This window comes from Aeromonas sp. S18(2024) (genome assembly GCF_041402525.1).
Classification (GTDB): Bacteria; Pseudomonadota; Gammaproteobacteria; order Enterobacterales; family Aeromonadaceae; genus Aeromonas; species Aeromonas enteropelogenes.
On the sequence record NZ_JBGLQV010000005.1, the window covers coordinates 118,948 to 136,071 of the forward strand.

At 61.7% G+C, this 17,124-nt stretch carries 17 protein-coding genes; 7 read left to right on the top strand and 10 right to left on the bottom strand.

The features are described from left to right. Positions 1-19 precede the first annotated feature (19 nt). Together purD and purH are read right to left on the bottom strand one after the other, a co-directional pair. Positions 20-1,309 (bottom strand): phosphoribosylamine--glycine ligase, encoded by a 1,290-nt coding sequence (purD, locus tag ACB034_RS10480; RefSeq protein ID WP_371172793.1) that lies wholly within the window; start codon positions 1,307-1,309, stop codon positions 20-22. Positions 1,310-1,419: 110 nt separating this feature from the next. Next, the gene (gene purH / locus ACB034_RS10485) at positions 1,420-3,012 is read right to left on the bottom strand and encodes a bifunctional phosphoribosylaminoimidazolecarboxamide formyltransferase/IMP cyclohydrolase (RefSeq protein ID WP_371172794.1); all 1,593 of its coding nucleotides are present in this window, start codon (positions 3,010-3,012) and stop codon (positions 1,420-1,422) included. Between the two features lie 421 nt (positions 3,013-3,433). On the opposite strand from purH, the gene zntR reads away from it, so the two are divergent. Together zntR and ACB034_RS10495 are read left to right on the top strand one after the other, a co-directional pair. Beyond that, positions 3,434-3,865, top strand: a complete 432-nt coding sequence (gene zntR, locus ACB034_RS10490; protein ID WP_371172795.1) for a Zn(2+)-responsive transcriptional regulator — start codon at positions 3,434-3,436, stop codon at positions 3,863-3,865. A 148-nt stretch (positions 3,866-4,013) separates the two neighbouring features. Next, entirely contained in the window at positions 4,014-4,274 is a 261-nt protein-coding gene (locus ACB034_RS10495) for an alternative ribosome-rescue factor A (RefSeq protein ID WP_371172796.1), read from the top strand. Positions 4,275-4,388: 114 nt separating this feature from the next. Here the strand turns inward: ACB034_RS10495 and hemW are convergent, their stop codons facing one another. Together hemW and rdgB are read right to left on the bottom strand one after the other, a co-directional pair. Beyond that, positions 4,389-5,534: a radical SAM family heme chaperone HemW gene (hemW, locus tag ACB034_RS10500; RefSeq protein ID WP_371172797.1), complete on the bottom strand. Its 1,146-nt coding sequence runs from the start codon at positions 5,532-5,534 to the stop codon at positions 4,389-4,391. Positions 5,535-5,626: 92 nt separating this feature from the next. Beyond that, positions 5,627-6,223 (bottom strand): RdgB/HAM1 family non-canonical purine NTP pyrophosphatase, encoded by a 597-nt coding sequence (gene rdgB / locus ACB034_RS10505; RefSeq protein ID WP_342013204.1) that lies wholly within the window; start codon positions 6,221-6,223, stop codon positions 5,627-5,629. 236 nt (positions 6,224-6,459) lie between these two features. Between rdgB and ACB034_RS10510 the strand changes: the two genes are divergently transcribed. The 3 genes from ACB034_RS10510 (at position 6,460) to ACB034_RS10520 (ending at position 9,344) form a co-directional block, all read left to right on the top strand. After that, positions 6,460-7,623: a multidrug effflux MFS transporter gene (locus tag ACB034_RS10510; protein ID WP_026458190.1), complete on the top strand. Its 1,164-nt coding sequence runs from the start codon at positions 6,460-6,462 to the stop codon at positions 7,621-7,623. Positions 7,624-7,736: 113 nt separating this feature from the next. Then, positions 7,737-8,786 carry an oxidoreductase gene (locus ACB034_RS10515; RefSeq protein ID WP_371172798.1) on the top strand — a complete coding sequence of 350 codons (1,050 nt, stop codon included), beginning with the start codon at positions 7,737-7,739 and terminating at the stop codon, positions 8,784-8,786. 309 nt (positions 8,787-9,095) lie between these two features. After that, complete coding sequence (locus ACB034_RS10520; RefSeq protein WP_026457957.1) at positions 9,096-9,344, top strand: hypothetical protein; 249 nt, start codon at positions 9,096-9,098, stop codon at positions 9,342-9,344. Positions 9,345-9,406: 62 nt separating this feature from the next. Here the strand turns inward: ACB034_RS10520 and rimJ are convergent, their stop codons facing one another. The 3 genes from rimJ to ACB034_RS10535 form a co-directional block, all read right to left on the bottom strand. Next, complete coding sequence (rimJ, locus tag ACB034_RS10525; protein WP_342010554.1) at positions 9,407-9,958, bottom strand: ribosomal protein S5-alanine N-acetyltransferase; 552 nt, start codon at positions 9,956-9,958, stop codon at positions 9,407-9,409. Continuing rightward, positions 9,958-10,512 carry a GNAT family N-acetyltransferase gene (locus tag ACB034_RS10530; RefSeq protein WP_371172799.1) on the bottom strand — a complete coding sequence of 185 codons (555 nt, stop codon included), beginning with the start codon at positions 10,510-10,512 and terminating at the stop codon, positions 9,958-9,960. Before ACB034_RS10530 ends, rimJ begins: the two co-directional genes overlap by 1 nt. Before the next feature lie 92 nt (positions 10,513-10,604). Beyond that, a complete protein-coding gene (locus ACB034_RS10535) occupies positions 10,605-11,501 on the bottom strand; it encodes a LysR family transcriptional regulator (protein ID WP_042026993.1) in 897 nt (298 codons plus the stop codon). A 93-nt stretch (positions 11,502-11,594) separates the two neighbouring features. Here ACB034_RS10535 and mdtH point away from each other — a divergent pair, with 93 nt between their 5' ends. Next, positions 11,595-12,791: a multidrug efflux MFS transporter MdtH gene (gene mdtH / locus ACB034_RS10540; RefSeq protein WP_042026994.1), complete on the top strand. Its 1,197-nt coding sequence runs from the start codon at positions 11,595-11,597 to the stop codon at positions 12,789-12,791. An 89-nt stretch (positions 12,792-12,880) separates the two neighbouring features. Then, positions 12,881-13,789: a GNAT family N-acetyltransferase gene (locus ACB034_RS10545; RefSeq protein ID WP_371172800.1), complete on the top strand. Its 909-nt coding sequence runs from the start codon at positions 12,881-12,883 to the stop codon at positions 13,787-13,789. Positions 13,790-13,850: 61 nt separating this feature from the next. Here ACB034_RS10545 and ACB034_RS10550 read toward each other — a convergent pair whose 3' ends face one another. The 3 genes from ACB034_RS10550 to prfC form a co-directional block, all read right to left on the bottom strand. Next, positions 13,851-14,801, bottom strand: coding sequence for a bile acid:sodium symporter family protein (locus tag ACB034_RS10550; RefSeq protein ID WP_223379088.1), 951 nt, complete (start codon positions 14,799-14,801; stop codon positions 13,851-13,853). Between the two features lie 116 nt (positions 14,802-14,917). Continuing rightward, positions 14,918-15,256: a nuclear transport factor 2 family protein gene (locus tag ACB034_RS10555; protein ID WP_342010552.1), complete on the bottom strand. Its 339-nt coding sequence runs from the start codon at positions 15,254-15,256 to the stop codon at positions 14,918-14,920. Between the two features lie 168 nt (positions 15,257-15,424). Continuing rightward, a complete protein-coding gene (gene prfC, locus ACB034_RS10560; protein WP_124240017.1) occupies positions 15,425-17,014 on the bottom strand; it encodes a peptide chain release factor 3 in 1,590 nt (529 codons plus the stop codon). Positions 17,015-17,124 lie beyond the last annotated feature (110 nt).

Consider the following 17,124-nt stretch of genomic DNA (forward strand, 5'->3'; position numbering starts at 1 on the left):
ACTCTGGCCACGGGCGGGGTTACTCATCCTGCTCCCGTGCGATGGCACGCCAGCCGATATCCTTGCGGTAGAACACCCCATCCCACTTGATGCGGGCCGCCAGCTGGTAGGCACGTTTCTGCGCCTCGGCGACCGTGTGACCAAGGGCGGTTGCACACAGCACGCGGCCACCCTGGGTCAGGCTGGTATCCCCTTCCAGCCGGGTCCCGGCGTGGAACACCTTCTCGCCCGCGACCTCATCCACCGGCAAACCGCTGATGGGGTGGTTGCTGCTGTAGTTGCCGGGATAACCGCCCGCCGCCAGTACCACACCGATGGCGGCGCGGGGATCGTAGAGCGCCTCTTTCTGATCCAGCTTGCCCTCACAGGCCGCCAGGCAAAGCTCCACCAGGTCGGACTGCATCCGCAGCATGATGGGCTGGGTCTCGGGATCGCCGAAGCGGCAGTTGAACTCGATCACCTTGGGATTGCCCTGGCCATCGATCATCAGGCCGGCATAGAGGAAACCTGTGTAGACGTTGCCTTCGGCCGCCATGCCGCACACGGTCGGCATGATCACCTGTTCCATCACGCGCCGGTGCACCTCGGGGGTGACCACGGGGGCCGGAGAGTAAGCCCCCATGCCGCCAGTGTTGGGGCCGGTATCGCCATCACCAACCCGCTTGTGATCCTGGCTGGTGGCCATGGGCAGCACGTGCTCACCATCGACCATGACGATGAAACTCGCCTCCTCCCCGTCCAGGAACTCCTCGATCACCACCCGGGCGCCGGCATCGCCAAACGCGTTGCCGGAGAGCATGTCCCGCACCGCCTCTTCGGCTTCGCTCAGGGTCATGGCGACGATCACCCCCTTGCCGGCCGCCAGGCCGTCGGCCTTGATGACGATGGGTGCGCCCTTCTCGCGCAGGTAGGCCAGCGCCGGCTCCACCTCGGTGAAGTTCTGGTAATCGGCGGTCGGGATGGCGTGACGGGCCAGGAAATCCTTGGTGAAGGCCTTGGAGCCTTCCAGCTGCGCGGCGGCGGCAGTCGGGCCGAAGATGGGCTGACCGGCGGCGCGGAAGGCATCGACCACCCCTTTCACCAGCGGAGCCTCGGGGCCGACTATGGTCAGGCCGATCTGCTTCGCCTTGGCAAACGCCAGCAGTCCTTCGATGTCGGTCGCCTCAATGGCCACGTTCTCTATCCCCGGCTCCAGCTGGGTGCCCGCATTGCCCGGGGCCACGAAGACGTGGCTCACCAGGGGAGAGTGTTTTGCCTTCCAGGCCAACGCATGTTCACGGCCACCGTTACCAATGATCAGTACTTTCATCGTTTCGCTCGCTTCTATTTGTGGTCACCGCCCCGGCTTGCGCCGCGACCGGTGAAAATAGTCAGTTGAAAAGAGACAACAAAAGGGCCGCCTGAGGCGGCCCTGACCCATCAATGACGGAAATGACGCATGTTGGTGAACACCATGCACATGCCGTGTTCATCGGCGGCGTCGATCACCTCCTGGTCACGCATCGAGCCACCCGGCTGGATGACGCAGGAGATACCGGCCTGGGCCGCCGCATCGATACCGTCGCGGAACGGGAAGAAGGCATCGGAGGCCATGACGGAGCCCGCCACGGTCAGCCCTTCATCCGCCGCCTTGATGCCGGCGATCTTGGCAGAGTAGACGCGGCTCATCTGGCCGGCGCCGACGCCGATGGTCTGGCCATCTTTGGCGTAGACGATGGCGTTGGATTTGACGAACTTGGCCACCTTCCAGCAGAACAGCAGATCCTTGAGTTCCGCCTCGGTCGGCTGGCGCTTGCTGACCACGGTCAGATCACCCAGGGTCACCATGCCGAGATCGCGCTCCTGCACCAGCAGACCGCCGTTGACCCGCTTCATGTCGAAACCGGCCGCCGGTGCGGTCCACTGACCACACTCGAGCAGACGCACGTTCTGCTTGGCGGCGACGGCATCGCGCGCCTCCTGGCTCACGGTCGGGGCGATGATCACCTCGACAAACTGGCGATCGACGATGGCTTTGGCGGTAGCGCCATCCAGTTCACGGTTGAAAGCGATGATGCCGCCAAACGCCGAAGTGGGATCGGTCTGCCAGGCGCGCTCATAGGCGGCCAGCAGGTCGTCGCCGATGGCCACACCGCACGGGTTGGCGTGCTTGACGATGACGCAGGCCGGCTCGCTGAACTCTTTCACACACTCCAGCGCTGCATCGGTGTCGGCGATGTTGTTGTAGGAGAGGGCCTTGCCTTGCAGCTGGGCTGCGCTGGAGACAGAACCCGGCGCCGCATGCTCTTCGGCATAAAAAGCGGCAGCCTGGTGGCCGTTCTCGCCGTAGCGCATGTCCTGCTTCTTGATGAACTGGCTGTTGAAGGTGCGCGGGAAGCGGGACTCCTCGTCACCTTCCTTGTTGTCGCCGTAAGAAGGCACCATGCTGCCGAAGTAGTTGGCGATCATGCCGTCGTAGGCGGCGGTGTGCTCGAAGGCGGCGATGGCCAGATCGAAGCGGGTGGCAAGGGTCAGGCTGTTGCCGTTGCCATCCATCTCGCGGATGACGCGGTCGTAGTCGGCAGCCTTGACCACGATGGCGACATCCTTGTGGTTCTTGGCGGCGGAGCGAACCATGGTCGGGCCGCCGATGTCGATGTTCTCGACGGCATCTTCCAAGGTACAGCCAGGCTTGGCGACGGTCGCCGCGAAGGGGTAGAGGTTGACGACAACCATGTCGATGGGGGAGATAGCATGCTGGGCCATGATGGCATCATCCTGATCCCGACGGCCAAGAATGCCGCCATGAACCTTGGGATGCAGAGTCTTGACCCGGCCATCCATCATCTCGGGGAACCCCGTATAGTCAGAGACCTCGGTCACCGGCAGACCCGCGTCGCTCAGCAGTTTGGCGGTACCGCCAGTGGAGAGCAGGGCAACACCACGCTCGTTGAGTGCCTTGGCAAATTCCACGATGCCAGTCTTGTCAGACACACTCAGCAATGCACGGCGAATGGGTCGAGCTTGTTCCATCACACTATCGTCCTCAACATAACGGGGACCGTTCCATGGGAGGCGAGGCTCAACACAGAGAGTCCCCTAATAAATGGAAGTGGGGGATTTCGCAAACCACTCTTATCCAGGGACCCGTCCCTGGCCAAAGTGTTTTAAGAAATGCCCGCTTGGCGCGACGCTCTCTTATGGGCGCGTATTCTACACAAAAAATGTGACGCGTGGGGGATTTTTTAAAACAACAAAGCCTTGTGTGGCGCGGCATTAAACGTTTTCCTGCTGATTTTTGCAAAACGTTTTCACTTTCAGGGTTTTACCGGAAAAATGCCCTTCATCTGACTTTTATCTGTCCCTTTCACGCCCTTGGCTGGCAATCGACGGGCAAAGGGGCGATAGTGGAGGCGATTTTTTACTGAGCGGCATATCCAACGGGGAACAAGCCATGTATCGGATTGGGGAACTGGCCAAGGCGTGCGGGGTAAAGGCAGATACCCTGCGCTTTTACGAGAAGAACGGACTCATCTCGCCGGGCATTCGCAACGAGTCCGGCTATCGCCTCTACGGCGAGCAGGACAAGCGGCGACTGGAGTTCATCATCCGCGCCAAGTCGGTGGGCTTCTCCCTGGCCGACATCGGCGAGCTGCTGGCCCTCGACACCAACAAGGCCAAGGTCACCTGCCAGGAAGTAAAGGCGGTGGCCGATGCCAAGCTGGCCCAGGTGGAGCAGAAAATCTTGGAGCTGACCCGTTTTCGCGAAAACCTGAGGGAGCTCTCCGACATCTGCTGCGGCGGCCCGCGTTCGGCGGAGCACTGCGCCATCCTGGAGACCCTGGAGTCAGGCGCTCCAACCCATCATGAGCACCACCACGAGTAAGCCTGCCTGCCGACTGATTGCGACGGCGGCGATTTGGTGACAGAATCGCCGCGTTTTTGAACGGTGTGCCCCAAGGGGTTGCCAAGTGGCTCACCGCCATGACGATACACCGCCCAGCACATCATCCATCCAGAGACGAGGAGCCACCATGGCCAAGAGAAGGGTTGCACAACCTACCGTCTCCTCCCGGGAGACCCCCCTCCCTGAGGAAACAACAGTTCAGGGAACCGGCTACGCCCATCGGCGTGGCGAGATAAAAGAGAACCACCTGCAGGCCCTGCTCACGGATCCGCTGTTTCGCAGTCGGGTCGAGCAAAACAGGAAGGGCAAGGGCAGCTATCAGCGCAAGGCCAAGCACGCCAGGCGGTGGGAGCCCGGCCAACAGCAGATGGTGCACGTCTGCTGCTGACCGGGTTTCTATCGACCATAAACAATCAGGGCGCCGATGGCGCCCTGATTGCTTTGATGAGAGAGGCTGAGCCGCAGGCGCTTATTGCCTCATGGCCAGCTCGCCATCCTGGGCTTACTCATCCATAAAGAGTTCCAGCAGCACATTCAGATAGCGATGGCCGAGGGCGGTGAGCTGCCAGCTCTCCCCCAGATCCTCGATAAGCTCCTTGCTCCGGGCGATGTCCAGTACCGTCTCCACCCGCTCCAGCGGCAGACCGGTATAGGCTTCGAACTCCGCCTTGGGAGCCGGTTCAAACAAACGGAACCGGTTCATAAAGTACTCGAGCGGCAGATCGTCCCCGGTGACCTGCCACTGCTCGTCCAGATAGGGGCGAGCGAGATCCAGATAGCCTTTCGGGTGCTTCACCTTGGCGGTGCGCAGGATCTGGCCACTGGCGAGATCCGTCACCTTGCCGTGAGCGCCGCAGCCAATCCCCAGGTAGTCACCAAAGCGCCAGTAGTTGAGGTTGTGGCGACACTGATAACCCTCTTTGGCGTAGGCCGAGATCTCGTACTGCTGATAGCCCCTGGCGGTGAGCATGGCGTGGCCCTGCTCGTAGATGTCCCACAAGGTGTCATCTTCCGGCAATCGGGGTGGCTTGGAGGCGAACGCCGTGTTCGGCTCTATGGTGAGCTGATACCAGGAGAGGTGCGGCGGCGCACAATCGATGGCCTGCTGCAGATCGTAGAGAGCATCGTCCAGGCTCTGATCCGGCAGGCCGTGCATCAGATCCAGGTTAAAGGTGGGAAGCTTGATGGCGTGGGCCAATGCAGCGGCCTTGCGCGCCTCCTCGGGGCCGTGAATGCGCCCGAGCCGGGTCAGTTTCTCCTGCTGGAAGCTCTGCACCCCGATGGAGATGCGGTTGATGCCGGCCCGTTGGAAACCGGCGAACTTGTCCGCCTCCACCGTGCCCGGGTTGGCCTCCATGGTGATCTCGCAGTCCGCCGTCAACGGGATGCGGGCCCGCACCCCGTCCAGCAGCGCCTGCATCGCCGCCACCGTCAGCAGGCTGGGAGTCCCGCCGCCGATAAAGATGGAGGAGAGGGGGCGCCCCTGGGCCCACTTCAGATCCTGCTCCAGATCCTCCAGCAGGGCGGCCACGTACTCGAGGTGAGGCAGCTCTCCCTTCTGGGCGTGGGAGTTGAAGTCGCAATAGGGGCACTTCTGGACGCACCAGGGCACATGGATATAGAGGGAGAGAGGCGGCAGTTGCAGCATGGGGATTCCACTAATCAAAAATAAAAACGGGGGCTGACGGCCCCCATTGTAGATGAAATGCTTGCCGGAGTATCCCGGCGCCGTGCCCGGGCTCAGTGTGCCGCGGCCAGGGCCTCTTTCAGCTTGGCCAGCGCCTGGCCACGATGGCTGAGCTGGTTCTTCAGATCGCCTGGCATCTGGGCGGCGGTGCAGTCGTGATCCGGTACGAAGAAGACGGGGTCATAACCAAAGCCGTGCTGACCACGCGGCTCGTCGATGATCATCCCCTCCCAGCTCGCCTGGCAGATGATGGGAGTGGGATCGTCGGCGTGGCGCATATAGACCAGCACACACCAGAAGCGGGCGCTCTTGAGATAGTCAGGCGCCCCCTTGAGCTCACCCAGCAGCTTGTCGATGTTCTCCTTGTCGCTGGCGTTGTCACCGGCGAAACGGGCGGAGTAGACACCGGGGCGGCCGTGCAGCAGATCCACTTCGAGGCCGGAGTCATCGGCCACGGCGGGCAGTCCGGTGATGCGGGCGGCGTGGCGGGCCTTGATGATGGCGTTTTCGACGAAGGTGGTGCCGGTCTCATCGGCATCGGCCACTTCAAACTCGCTCTGCGGGATCACCTGGATCTTCATATCGGCCAGCATGGCGGCCAATTCCTTCACCTTTTTCTGATTCCCTGTTGCCAGGACAAGCTTGTTCATCGCACACCTCCGCAAAAATAATCTGCGCATTCTATGCGTCGCAGCCGTTTAGTAAAAGCGCCAATTGTCACTAATCCCGCCCCATCCAAGGCCCGTCACATGGCCCTGTTTGCTACCGGAAAAATACATGTTTCCGTACAGGAATAACCGAAGTGATTAAATACCATTTCTATTCATTACTGTGACTCAGTAGACTCGCGCACCAACCGATTTCTCCTGTCTTCATGAGGTGGCTGATGCCCTTGATCCTTCTGCTCGTACTTCTGGTACTGTTCGGCCCGCTGGCCATCGACATCTACCTGCCCGCCATTCCGCAGATGGCGGAAAAGCTGGGCGCAGAAGTGACCCTGATGCAGGGCACCATCACCTGGTTCCTGTTCAGCATGGGTCTGGGCCAGCTGCTGGTGGGACCGCTGGCCGATCGCTACGGCCGCAAGCCCATCGCCCTGGGCGGGGTACTGCTCTACGGCCTGAGCGCACTGGGCGCCGGCTTCGCCGCCAGCCTCGGGGAGCTGATGCTGGCTCGGGTGCTGCAAGGCTTTGGCGCCTGTGCCACCTCGGTCGCGGCCTTCTCGGTAGTGCGTGACAGCTATGGCCCGAAAAAGAGCGGCCAGATGATCTCCTACCTCAATGGCGCCATCTGCTTCATTCCGGCGCTGGCCCCCCTGTTTGGTGGCTGGCTCACCGCCAAGGCGGGCTGGTCTGCCAACTTCTGGTTCATGGCCGGATATGCGTTGCTGGTCGGCGGCTGGTTGCTATGGCGCATGCCGGAGACCCGCCCGGAGGATACCCGCAGCGAGGGAGCTCTCATCAGCTGGGATCGCTACAGCCCTGTGCTGCGATCCCCTACCTTCCTGTTCAACGCGGCGCAATGCATGCTGGCGATGGCGGTGATCCTCGCCTATGTCACCGCCGCACCGGTGCAGCTGATGGTGAAGCTGGGGCTGGACATGAACGGCTTCAGCTACTGGTTTACCGCCAACGCGGCGGTGAACATCCTTGCCTGTTTCCTGGCCCCCCGCTGCGTTGCCAAAATGGGACCGAGACGCACCCTGCGCATCGGCCTGCTGGCCCTGCTGGTGGCAGCCATCACCCTGACCCTGACCATGCATCTTGATCATCCGCTGGGCATGATGGGTCCCGTGTTCCTCTCCAGCATCGCCTTTGCCATGATCCTGGGCTCGGCCGCCGGCATGGCGCTGGCCCCCTTCGGCCAGTGCGCCGGTACCGCCGCCGCTCTGCTCGGCTTGTTCCAGATGAGCGGGGCTGGCGCCCTGGTCGGCCTCACCGGCGCCCTGATGCAGGATCCCCTGGATCAGCTGGCCCTGCACATGTGGCTGCTGTTGCCACCACTGGTGGTGTTGATGACCCGCCAGGGGCGGCGCTTGTGTTTGCAATAAATCCTGTGCTCTGATGAGCACATCCGGGGGCCGCTGGCCCCCTCCTCTTTTTGTGACCCGTCGCCCGCCGGCACAGGCGCCCGACCCCGACTCATGTCAGCGGAGAAACACCCATGAGCCAGACTCTCAACGCCGCCCTGGTGGGCTATGGCTTTGCAGGCAAGACCTTTCACGCCCCCTTTCTCGGCACCACTCCGGGCCTTCGCCTCAGTTGGGTGGTAAGCCGCGATGCCGCCAAGGTACGGGCCGATCTGCCCGATTGCCGGGTCGGTTCGCTGGAGGAGGTGCTGAGCGACAACACGGTTGATCTGGTGGTGATCGCCACCCCCAACGATACCCATGCTCCCCTCGCCCGCCAGGCATTGCTGGCCGGCAAGCACGTGGTGATCGACAAACCGTTCGCCCTGGATCTGGCCGAGGCCAAGGCGCTGGCAGAACTGGCGGAAAAACAGCAGCGGCTACTCAGCATCTTCCACAACCGGCGCTGGGACGGGGATTTCCTCACGGTGCGCCGCCTGCTGGCAGAGGGGACCCTGGGGCAGATCGCCCAGTTTGAATCGCACTTCGATCGCTATCGCCCCGAGGTGCGCCAGCGCTGGCGCGAGGCGGGCGGTCCGGGTTCCGGGCTCTGGTTCGATCTCGGCCCCCATGTGCTGGATCAGGCGCTGCAGCTGTTCGGTCTGCCCGACTGGCTGCAGGCCGATCTGGCCGGGCAACGCCCGGGCTCCCTGAGTGATGACTACTTCCACGTGGTGCTGGGTTACGGCGAGATGCGGGTGGTGCTGCACGGCTGCTGCCTGGTGTCGGCCACCATGCCCCGCTTCATCATTCACGGCAGTGCGGGCTCGTTTATCAAGTTCGGCATGGATGTGCAGGAAGAGCAGCTCAAGCTCGGCAAGCGCCCTCTGGCGGCCGACTGGGGCGTGGACAGCGAGCCAGGCCGGCTCAGCCGGATCCGGGATGGCCAACTGCAACAGGAGCTGGTCGCAGGTGAGGCCGGCGACTACGGTGCCTACTACCGCGGAGTCTGCGCCGCCATCCTGGGCGAAGGGGCAAATCCGGTGCCCGCCGGAGAGGCCCTGACGGTCATGGCGCTGCTGGATCTGGCACGCGAGAGCCATAGCTCGGGAAAACGCCTTGCTTGTCAGAAGCTGTCTGACTGACCACGCCGACAACAAAGATTCAAACAAAACCTTAAAACCGTTTAGATACCAAGCAGGCAAGATAAAATGGTGATTAATTGTGCTACATCACCATTTTTTGGACATTTTTAGTTGAATTTAGCTAAATGAGCAGTTCTTTTTATCTATGGTACGAAAAAATGTCATTGTGATATCCGTTTTCATCTGCAACCGTTGGGGCTATATTGCGTCCGCCTCTTGGCTCCCGGCCAATGATTGGAAAACCGGGTGAAAGGACGCACTTTGATGGTTGTCACAACCATCTCTCCATCTTTTGTTGAGGGTATACACATGAATAAAGTACTGGTAGCCGGTATCCTGGGTTTGATGTTGACCGCTTGCGGTCAGAAAGAAGAGAAGGCTGCCGCACCTGCTGCCACTCCGGCCGCCGAAGTCGCAGCAACCGTAGAACAAGCGGCCAGCGAAGCCACTTCTACCGTTGAAAAAGCCGCTTCCGAAGCGACTGCAACCGTTGAGAAAGCTGCTGACGACGTAGCCACCAAGGTTGAAGCTGCCGTGAGCGATGCCAAGGCCAACTAAGCCAGCACCTCATTCGAAGACGGGCCCGAAGGAAACTTCGGGCCCGTTTTTTTATGGGCCGTTTACGGCGCCGGATTGATCAATGAGGTGAGGATATGATCCTCCCAGCGGCCATTGATCATCAGATACTCCCTGGCATACCCCTCCCGCTCGAAGCCGAGCCGCTCCAGCAGGGCGCCGCTGCGATGATTGGCCGGCATGTAGCAGGCCATGATGCGGTGCAGGCCATGTTCGCGAAACAGGTAATCGATGGCGACGGGCAACACCTCCTGCATCAGCCCCTGCCCCTGGTGCTGCTGATCGACGGCATAACCCAGGTGGCACGCCTTGAATATCCCCATCAATATATTGCTGAAGTTGCAGGTGGCGATCACCCGCTCCCCCGCCGGATCCAGGGCCGCCAGATTGACGCCGGTGCCATGGAAGAACTGGCCATAACTCTCCTGCAACCTGGCGTGCCAGTAAGGGAGGGTATAAAAGCGCTCATCCCGCAGTGGCTCCCAGGGGGTGAGGTGGGCGCGATTGCGCCGGTAGAAGTCGAGAATCATGGGGGCCTGATCCGGCGACAGCACCGTCAGGTGGGCTCGGGCCGTCTTGAGATGTGGCAGCACCATCAGGATTCCCTCAGCCTCAGCCACTCATCGCGCAGCAAACTGTAGTGGACGTGATCCACCACCCGGTCGGCCAGCCGTTCGGCGCGCCGGGTGATCCCCTCCTGCTGCATCCCTAGCCGCTCGCAGACGGCCCGGCTTGGCTCGTTGTCAGTAGCGGCGCTGATCTCCACCTTCTCCATACCCATCTCCTCGAAGGCATGATGGATAAGGGCCTGACAGGCCCGGGTGATGATGCCGTTGCCCTGCCAGCGCTCCGCCAGCCAGTAGCCGATGACCACCTTGCCAAGATCCGCGTCTATCTGGTTGTAGCCGATCACCCCGACTACCTCCCCCTGATACTCGATGGCGGTAGTCAGCCCCTCGCCGCGGGCAAACTTCTCGATGGCGTGGCGAATGAAGGTGGCACTGTCGGCAGGGCGCAGGATCAGGGGCGGCCAGGGCAACCACTGGGAGAGGTATTCCCGGTTGTCACGGCAGAGGGCAAACAGCTCGCTCGCCATGTCGGGCTGCAAAAAGAGCAGCGCAAGCTCATCGTCCAACTGCCATGAGAACATGGGATTCTCCTTTGAAATCAGTCATCAAATGACAAAACAGCACCAATGTAGCCAATTGCTTCCAGAGGTGCCAACCCTTTTGCAGGGGTCGCTCACCTCTCACCGCGCCACCGTTTGGCAAGGGCACGGGCTGTCGCCAGCACCGCCTCCTTGGCCGGATTGGGCCGCTTGCCACCGCGCCAGGCCATCATCACGTCCCAGTGCTCTTGGGGCAGATTGCAGACATCCAGTTTGACCAGTCGCCCGACCTCCAGATCCCGCGCGATGGCCAGCTCTGGCATCAGGGTGATAAAGCCGTGCTCCAGCGCCAGATCCCGGGCCGCACTCGCGGGCTGCACCCCGTGCAAGGGGCTGGCGGCACGGCGCAGCCGCCGCAATTGCTGAATAAAGACGTCACAACCGGGCCCCCACACCTGGGGGGCAAGCCGCTGATCGGCGATGTCCTGCAGAGTCAGACCGTGGCACCCCGCCAGCGGGTGCATAGGCGAGGCGATGGCGATGATGGGGGAGCAGCAGAGCAGCTCCATCTGCAGTCCCGCCACGGGCGGGCACTTGAGCACGAAGCCGATGTCGGTCACCCCGGTCAGCAGCTCCTGCATGATGACGCCTGAGTGATCCGTGGTGCAGCGGATCTCGAACGCCTCGTCCACCAGCTCCATCAGGAGCGAGCCAAACACCACCGAGGTCAGGGAAGGCAGGCTGGAGAGACGGATGCAGGGCAGCGCCGGTGCCCCCTGCAGCGCCAGCCGCCCTTCGCTCAGGGTTGTCAGGGCCGAACGAGCCGCTGGCAGGAACTCCTCACAGGCGCGAGTCGGGGTCACACCGCGGCGATGACGCTGGAACAGCGGTGCCCCCAGAGTCAGTTCCAGATGGGCAATTCGCTGGCTCACCAGAGGTTGCGACCAACCGCGGATCGCCGCCGCCTGACTGAAACTGCCGAGCTCCGCCACATCCAGCAGCAGCTGCAAATCGTCCAGATCCATAGACATAAAAAATCCTGATATGAAATATAGGTAGTTGTCGTCTACCACTATATCTGATGCCCCTCCAGAATGGAGTCATCAATCAATAGAGAGGGCATTATGGTCGAGCGGGCAAGGCATTGGGGGCGCTGGTTTCTGGCGCTGGATACGACGCTGGTTATCCTGGGTTTCTTTGTGGTGATGCCGATGATCAGCCTGCGCTTCGTGGATCAGCTCGGCTGGGCGGCGGGGTTGGTGGGGCTGGCCCTGGGGCTGCGTCAGCTGACCCAGCAGGGGCTGGGGATTTTCGGCGGCTCCCTGGCCGATCGCTTCGGTGCCCGTCCTCTCATCGTCACCGGCATGCTGCTGCGCGCCGTCGGCTTCGCCACCCTGGCCTGGGCCGAGAGCGGCGCCATGCTGATCTTCTCCTGCTTCCTCTCCGGTCTCGGTGGCTGCCTGTTCGATCCACCGCGGGCCGCCCTGGTGATCAAGTTCACCCGCCCCGGTGAGCGGGGCCGCTTCATCTCCCTGTTGATGATGTTGGAGAGCGCCGGCGCCGTGACCGGGGCCCTGCTCGGCAGCTGGTTGCTGCGCTTTGACTTCACCTATGTCTGCCTGCTGGGCGCCGGCCTGTTCACCCTGGCGGCCCTGTGCAACTGGCTGCTGTTGCCCCCTTACCGCCTCTCCCTCAAGCCGACCCCGATGCGGCAAGGACTGGGGCAGGTACTGGCAGATCGCGCCTTCTGCCGGCTGGTGCTGATCCTGAGCGGCTACTACATGCTGTGGGTACAAGTGATGCTGATCTTCCCCATCCTGGTCAAGCAGCTCTCCGGCAGCACCACGGCGGTTGGCTGGATGTACAGCCTGGAGACCGCCCTGTCGCTGGCACTGCTCTACCCCATCGCCCGTTTTAGCGAGCGGCGCTACAAGCTGGAAAATCGCCTGATGGCCGGCATCCTGCTGATGACAATAGGGATAGGGCTGGTCGCCTTCGTCAACACCCTGTCGGGGCTCTTCGTGCTGCTGGCCTGCTTCTATCTGGGGATAATCATCTGCGAGCCGGCGCGGGAGACCCTGATGACCCGGCTGGCCAACCCCAACGCACGCGGTAGCTACATGGGTTTCAGCCGACTCGGACTCGCCTTGGGGGGCATGACAGGCTACGTGGGGGGAGGCTCCCTCTATGACTATGCCCTGCAGCAGGGGCAACCCGCCCTCCCCTGGCTGGTACTGGGCACGATCGGCGTGGTCACCATGCTGCTGCTGGCTCACTGCTTCGCCCGCCGCCCGGAGCTGAGAAGCCGGGCGGCAGCCTGAACCATTTTCAGGGAAATGAAAAATAAAGTTGCGCACAACAACCAAATCGCTAAATTGGTTGTTGTGCACAACAAAAAGGAAACCCTGATATGGATCCCCGCCCCCTGCGCGCCCTCTCTCGCGAGCTGGTTCGCGAACTCGGCATGCTCTCCCAGCAATGCGGCGAGCTGGCCCTCACCCCCATCGAAGCCCACCTGCTGATCGAACTGGAGAGCGGCCCCGCCACCAACCAGCAGTTGGCAGAGAAACTGCGCATCGACAAGTCCAACGCCAGCCGTCCGCTGGCGCGCCTCGCCGAACGGGACCTCATCAGCTGGCATCCCCATCCCTCCGATGGCCGCAGCAAGGAGGCTCGCCTCACCATCACCGGTCAAAGCCAGCTACTGGCGCTGCATAGGGAGATGGACTGCGCCATGGAAGAGACCCTGGCCCAGTTGACTCAGGAAGAACGCGAGCGGCTGTGGGAAGGCCTGCGCCTCTATCGCAGCGCCCTCTCCCGTGCCCGCCGCCAGCAGGGCTACCACATTCGTCCCATCCGGGCGTTCGACAATCCCCATATCGCTGCGGTGATCCGCGCCGTCTCCGCCGAATACGGCCTCACCGCCGACAAGGGCTATGGAGTCGCCGACCCGAACCTGGATCAGCTCCATGAGACTTATCAGGGCAAGGGCTGCCGCTACTGGGTGATTGAAGGGCCCGACGGCGCCATTCTGGGTGGCGGCGGCATAGCCGGGCTGGCGGGAGAAGAGGAGACCTGCGAGCTGCAGAAGATGTACTTCATGCCCGCCCTGCGCGGGCTGGGACTGGGGCGACGGCTGGTGCTGCAGGCGTTGGAGGAGGCACGAACCCTCGGCTACCGGCGCTGTTACCTTGAGACCACAGAGGTACTGCGGGAAGCCACCAGCCTCTACGAGTCACTGGGTTTTGAACACCTGTCAGGCCCGCTCGGTTGCACCGGCCACGATGCTTGCGAGATCTGCATGGTGCTCACCCTGTAACCACGCCGTAAAACCGGCAGGCCCCCGCGAGCAGGGGCCTACCATCGAAAACCTGTTTCGATTAACCCTCTCTTGCCGCCTCTCCCGTTATCGTGCTGGTCTGGTTCAGTGGCCGTCTGGCCCAGAAACCGGCGAGCAGAGAACCGGAGAGGTTGTGCCAGACCGAAAACAGGGTTCCCGCCATGGCTGAAGCCGGCGTGAAGAACTTCATGGCGAGCGCAGTGGCCAGCCCCGAGTTCTGCAGCCCCACCTCGAAGGCGACGGTACGGCAGATACGCTCATCAAAGCCGAGCAGCCGGCTGACCCAGTAGCCCGCCGTGATGCCGATACCGTTATGCAGGATCACCGCCAGCGCCACTATGGGGCCTATGCTGGCGAACTGGCCCGCATTGAGCGCCACGACGGTGGCGATGATCAACACGATGGCCGCCATGGAGACCAGGGGGAGTACTGGCTCGATGCGCGCGGTCAGGGAGTGCAGGAAGACATTGGCGACCACCCCGAGTACCACGGGGATCAGCACTATCTTGACCAGGCTCAGCAGCATGTCCAGCACCGGCACGTCGACACTTTTGCCGGCCAGCAGTTGCACCAGCAAAGGCGTGATGATGACGCCCAGCAGCGTGGAGAGCGCCGTCATAGTGATCGAGAGGGCCACATCCCCCTTGGCGAGGTAACACATCACATTGGAAGAGGTGCCGCCAGCCACGCTGCCCACCAGCACCATGCCCACCGTCAGCTCGGCATCGAAACCCAGCAGCAGACTGATCAGCAGGGCAGCCAGTGGCATTACGCTGAATTGCAGCACCAGCCCGAGTCCGATGGCCTTCTTGTTGCGCACCACATCGAGGAAGTTCCGGGGTTTGAGGGTCAGCCCCATGGCCAGCATGATGATGGTCAGCAGCGGCACTATCTGCGCCTTGAGATCGGTGAACAGGCCCGGCTGCCAGTAGGCCAGCAAGGAAAAGAGCAAGGCCCAGAGCGGGAAGAGGTTGGTGATGCGTCCAAGCATGATGTACTCCTTGTTGTTGTCGTCCAGACGCGGGCAGGCACAGGCGCCCGCGGGGAACTTTCTCTTATACCAGCTTTGTCGCCGGCAGGCCCGTGCGGCAGCGTAGGACGGGTGTGTCAGGAGGGGAAGAAGAACCAGGCAGTCTGGATGAGGCCATTTTCCACCTCGAACACCGCCACGCTCTCGATGGGATCCGGAGAAAGACCGTGGATCCGCTCATGATCGAACACCTTGTTGCCGAGCACCGTCCTCGATAGCAGTTCGGCCTTCAGCAGCGGGTTGTTGAAGCGATGCTCTGCATAAAAGGTTCTCAGCGCCTCCTTGCCAACGGTGGAGGGCGGTTCTGCCGGCATGCGATAGGCTTTGAACTGCTCGGAAAAGCAAGCCAGGAAGGCCTCGATATCATGGGCATTGTAGGCTTCCAGCTGTGCCTGGACGGGCTGCGAGGCGGACATGGCACTCTCCAATAAATTTAATTTATTCATTTATATTGGTTTTTTACTCAATCGTCGATAGCAGACAAATTCCCTTCCCCTCACAGTTCCCCGTAAAAGCCGATAAAAAAAGACCCCGCCGAAGCGGGGTCTCTTGTCTCGTCAGCCATGCAGGCTTGAGAAGCGTTATCAGTGCTCGCGAGTCTGGCGGAACTGGACGTCCGGGTGACGTTCCTGGGCCAGGCGCAGGTTGACCATGGTCGGCGCGATGTAGGTGAGGTTGTCACCGCCATCCAGCGCCAGGTTGATCTCGTTCTTGCGCTTGAACTCCTCGAACTTCTTGGCATCTGTCCCTTCCACCCAGCGGGCGGTGGAGACGTTGACCGCCTCGTACAGGGCCTCGACGTTGTACTCGCTCTTGAGGCGCGAGACCACCACGTCGAACTGCAGCACACCGACCGCACCGACGATGAGATCGTTGCTCTGCAGCGGACGGAACACCTGCACCGCCCCCTCTTCGGAGAGCTGTACCAGCCCCTTGAGCAGCTGCTTCTGCTTGAGGGGGTCGCGCAGACGGATGCGGCGGAACAGTTCCGGCGCGAAGTTCGGGATGCCGGTGAACTTGAGATCCTCACCCTGGGTGAAGGTGTCACCGATCTGGATGGTGCCGTGGTTGTGCAGGCCGATGATGTCACCCGCGAAGGCGTCTTCCGCTTGCTCGCGATCGCCAGCCATGAAGGTCACGGCGTCGGAGATGTTCACATCCTTGCCCAGACGTACGTGGCGCATCTTCATGCCCTTGGAGTAGGTGCCGGAGACGATGCGCATAAAGGCGATACGGTCGCGGTGTTTCGGGTCCATGTTCGCCTGGATCTTGAACACGAAGCCGGAGAACTTCTCCTCGGTGGCAGCCACTTCGCGGCTCTCGGCCTTGCGCGGCATGGGAGCCGGCGCCCAGTCGGTCAGGCCGTCCAGCATATGGTCAACACCAAAGTTGCCGAGTGCGGTACCGAAGAAGACCGGTGTCATCTCGCCGGCGATGAAGGCGTCGTGATCGAACTCGGGAGAGGCACCCTGCACCAGCTCCAGCTCATCACGCAACTGCTGAGCCAGATCTTCACCGATGGCGGCGTCCAGATCCGGGTTGTTCAGCCCCTTGATCACTCGCTTCTCCTGGATGGTGTGGCCCTGACCGCTTTGATAGAGGTAGGTCTCATCCTTGTAGAGGTGATAGACACCCTTGAAGGATTTGCCGCAGCTAATGGGCCAGGTGATGGGGGCGCACATGATGTTGAGCTCGCGCTCCACTTCGTCCATCACTTCCATGGGATCGCGCACTTCGCGGTCCAGCTTGTTCATGAAGGTGAGGATGGGGGTATCGCGCAGCCGGGTCACTTCCATCAACTTGCGGGTCCGGTCTTCAACACCCTTGGCGGCGTCGATGACCATCAGGCAGCAGTCGACCGCCGTCAGAGTACGGTAGGTATCTTCGGAGAAGTCCTCGTGACCCGGGGTATCGAGCAGGTTGACCAGGCAGTCGGCATAGGGGAACTGCATCACAGAGGTGGTGATGGAGATACCGCGCTGCTTCTCCATCTCCATCCAGTCGGATTTGGCGTGCTGGCCCGAGCCACGGCCCTTGACGGTACCGGCGCGCTGAATGGCCTGTCCGAACAGCAGGACTTTTTCGGTGATGGTGGTTTTACCCGCATCCGGGTGCGAGATGATCGCAAAAGTGCGTCTCTTGGAGACTTCACTCAGAAATTCAGCTGACATAATTCAACGTTCTTCTATTGGGCGGCGGCCTTGGCCACCGTGGGAATAAATCCGGGATGCCGCATTCGACTCACGGCACATCTGTATGCAGCGCATGCCACGCCGGCAGGCAT

Bases quoted from the DNA above. Each gene is read 5' to 3' on its own strand.
- purD (WP_371172793.1), bottom strand. From the start codon at position 1,309: ATGAAAGTACTGATCATTGGTAACGGTGGCCGTGAACATGCGTTGGCC.
- purH (WP_371172794.1), bottom strand. From the start codon at position 3,012: ATGGAACAAGCTCGACCCATTCGCCGTGCATTGCTGAGTGTGTCTGAC.
- zntR (WP_371172795.1), top strand. From the start codon at position 3,434: ATGTATCGGATTGGGGAACTGGCCAAGGCGTGCGGGGTAAAGGCAGAT.
- ACB034_RS10495 (WP_371172796.1), top strand. From the start codon at position 4,014: ATGGCCAAGAGAAGGGTTGCACAACCTACCGTCTCCTCCCGGGAGACC.
- hemW (WP_371172797.1), bottom strand. From the start codon at position 5,534: ATGCTGCAACTGCCGCCTCTCTCCCTCTATATCCATGTGCCCTGGTGC.
- rdgB (WP_342013204.1), bottom strand. From the start codon at position 6,223: ATGAACAAGCTTGTCCTGGCAACAGGGAATCAGAAAAAGGTGAAGGAA.
- ACB034_RS10510 (WP_026458190.1), top strand. From the start codon at position 6,460: ATGCCCTTGATCCTTCTGCTCGTACTTCTGGTACTGTTCGGCCCGCTG.
- ACB034_RS10515 (WP_371172798.1), top strand. From the start codon at position 7,737: ATGAGCCAGACTCTCAACGCCGCCCTGGTGGGCTATGGCTTTGCAGGC.
- ACB034_RS10520 (WP_026457957.1), top strand. From the start codon at position 9,096: ATGAATAAAGTACTGGTAGCCGGTATCCTGGGTTTGATGTTGACCGCT.
- rimJ (WP_342010554.1), bottom strand. From the start codon at position 9,958: ATGGTGCTGCCACATCTCAAGACGGCCCGAGCCCACCTGACGGTGCTG.
- ACB034_RS10530 (WP_371172799.1), bottom strand. From the start codon at position 10,512: ATGTTCTCATGGCAGTTGGACGATGAGCTTGCGCTGCTCTTTTTGCAG.
- ACB034_RS10535 (WP_042026993.1), bottom strand. From the start codon at position 11,501: ATGTCTATGGATCTGGACGATTTGCAGCTGCTGCTGGATGTGGCGGAG.
- mdtH (WP_042026994.1), top strand. From the start codon at position 11,595: ATGGTCGAGCGGGCAAGGCATTGGGGGCGCTGGTTTCTGGCGCTGGAT.
- ACB034_RS10545 (WP_371172800.1), top strand. From the start codon at position 12,881: ATGGATCCCCGCCCCCTGCGCGCCCTCTCTCGCGAGCTGGTTCGCGAA.
- ACB034_RS10550 (WP_223379088.1), bottom strand. From the start codon at position 14,801: ATGCTTGGACGCATCACCAACCTCTTCCCGCTCTGGGCCTTGCTCTTT.
- ACB034_RS10555 (WP_342010552.1), bottom strand. From the start codon at position 15,256: ATGTCCGCCTCGCAGCCCGTCCAGGCACAGCTGGAAGCCTACAATGCC.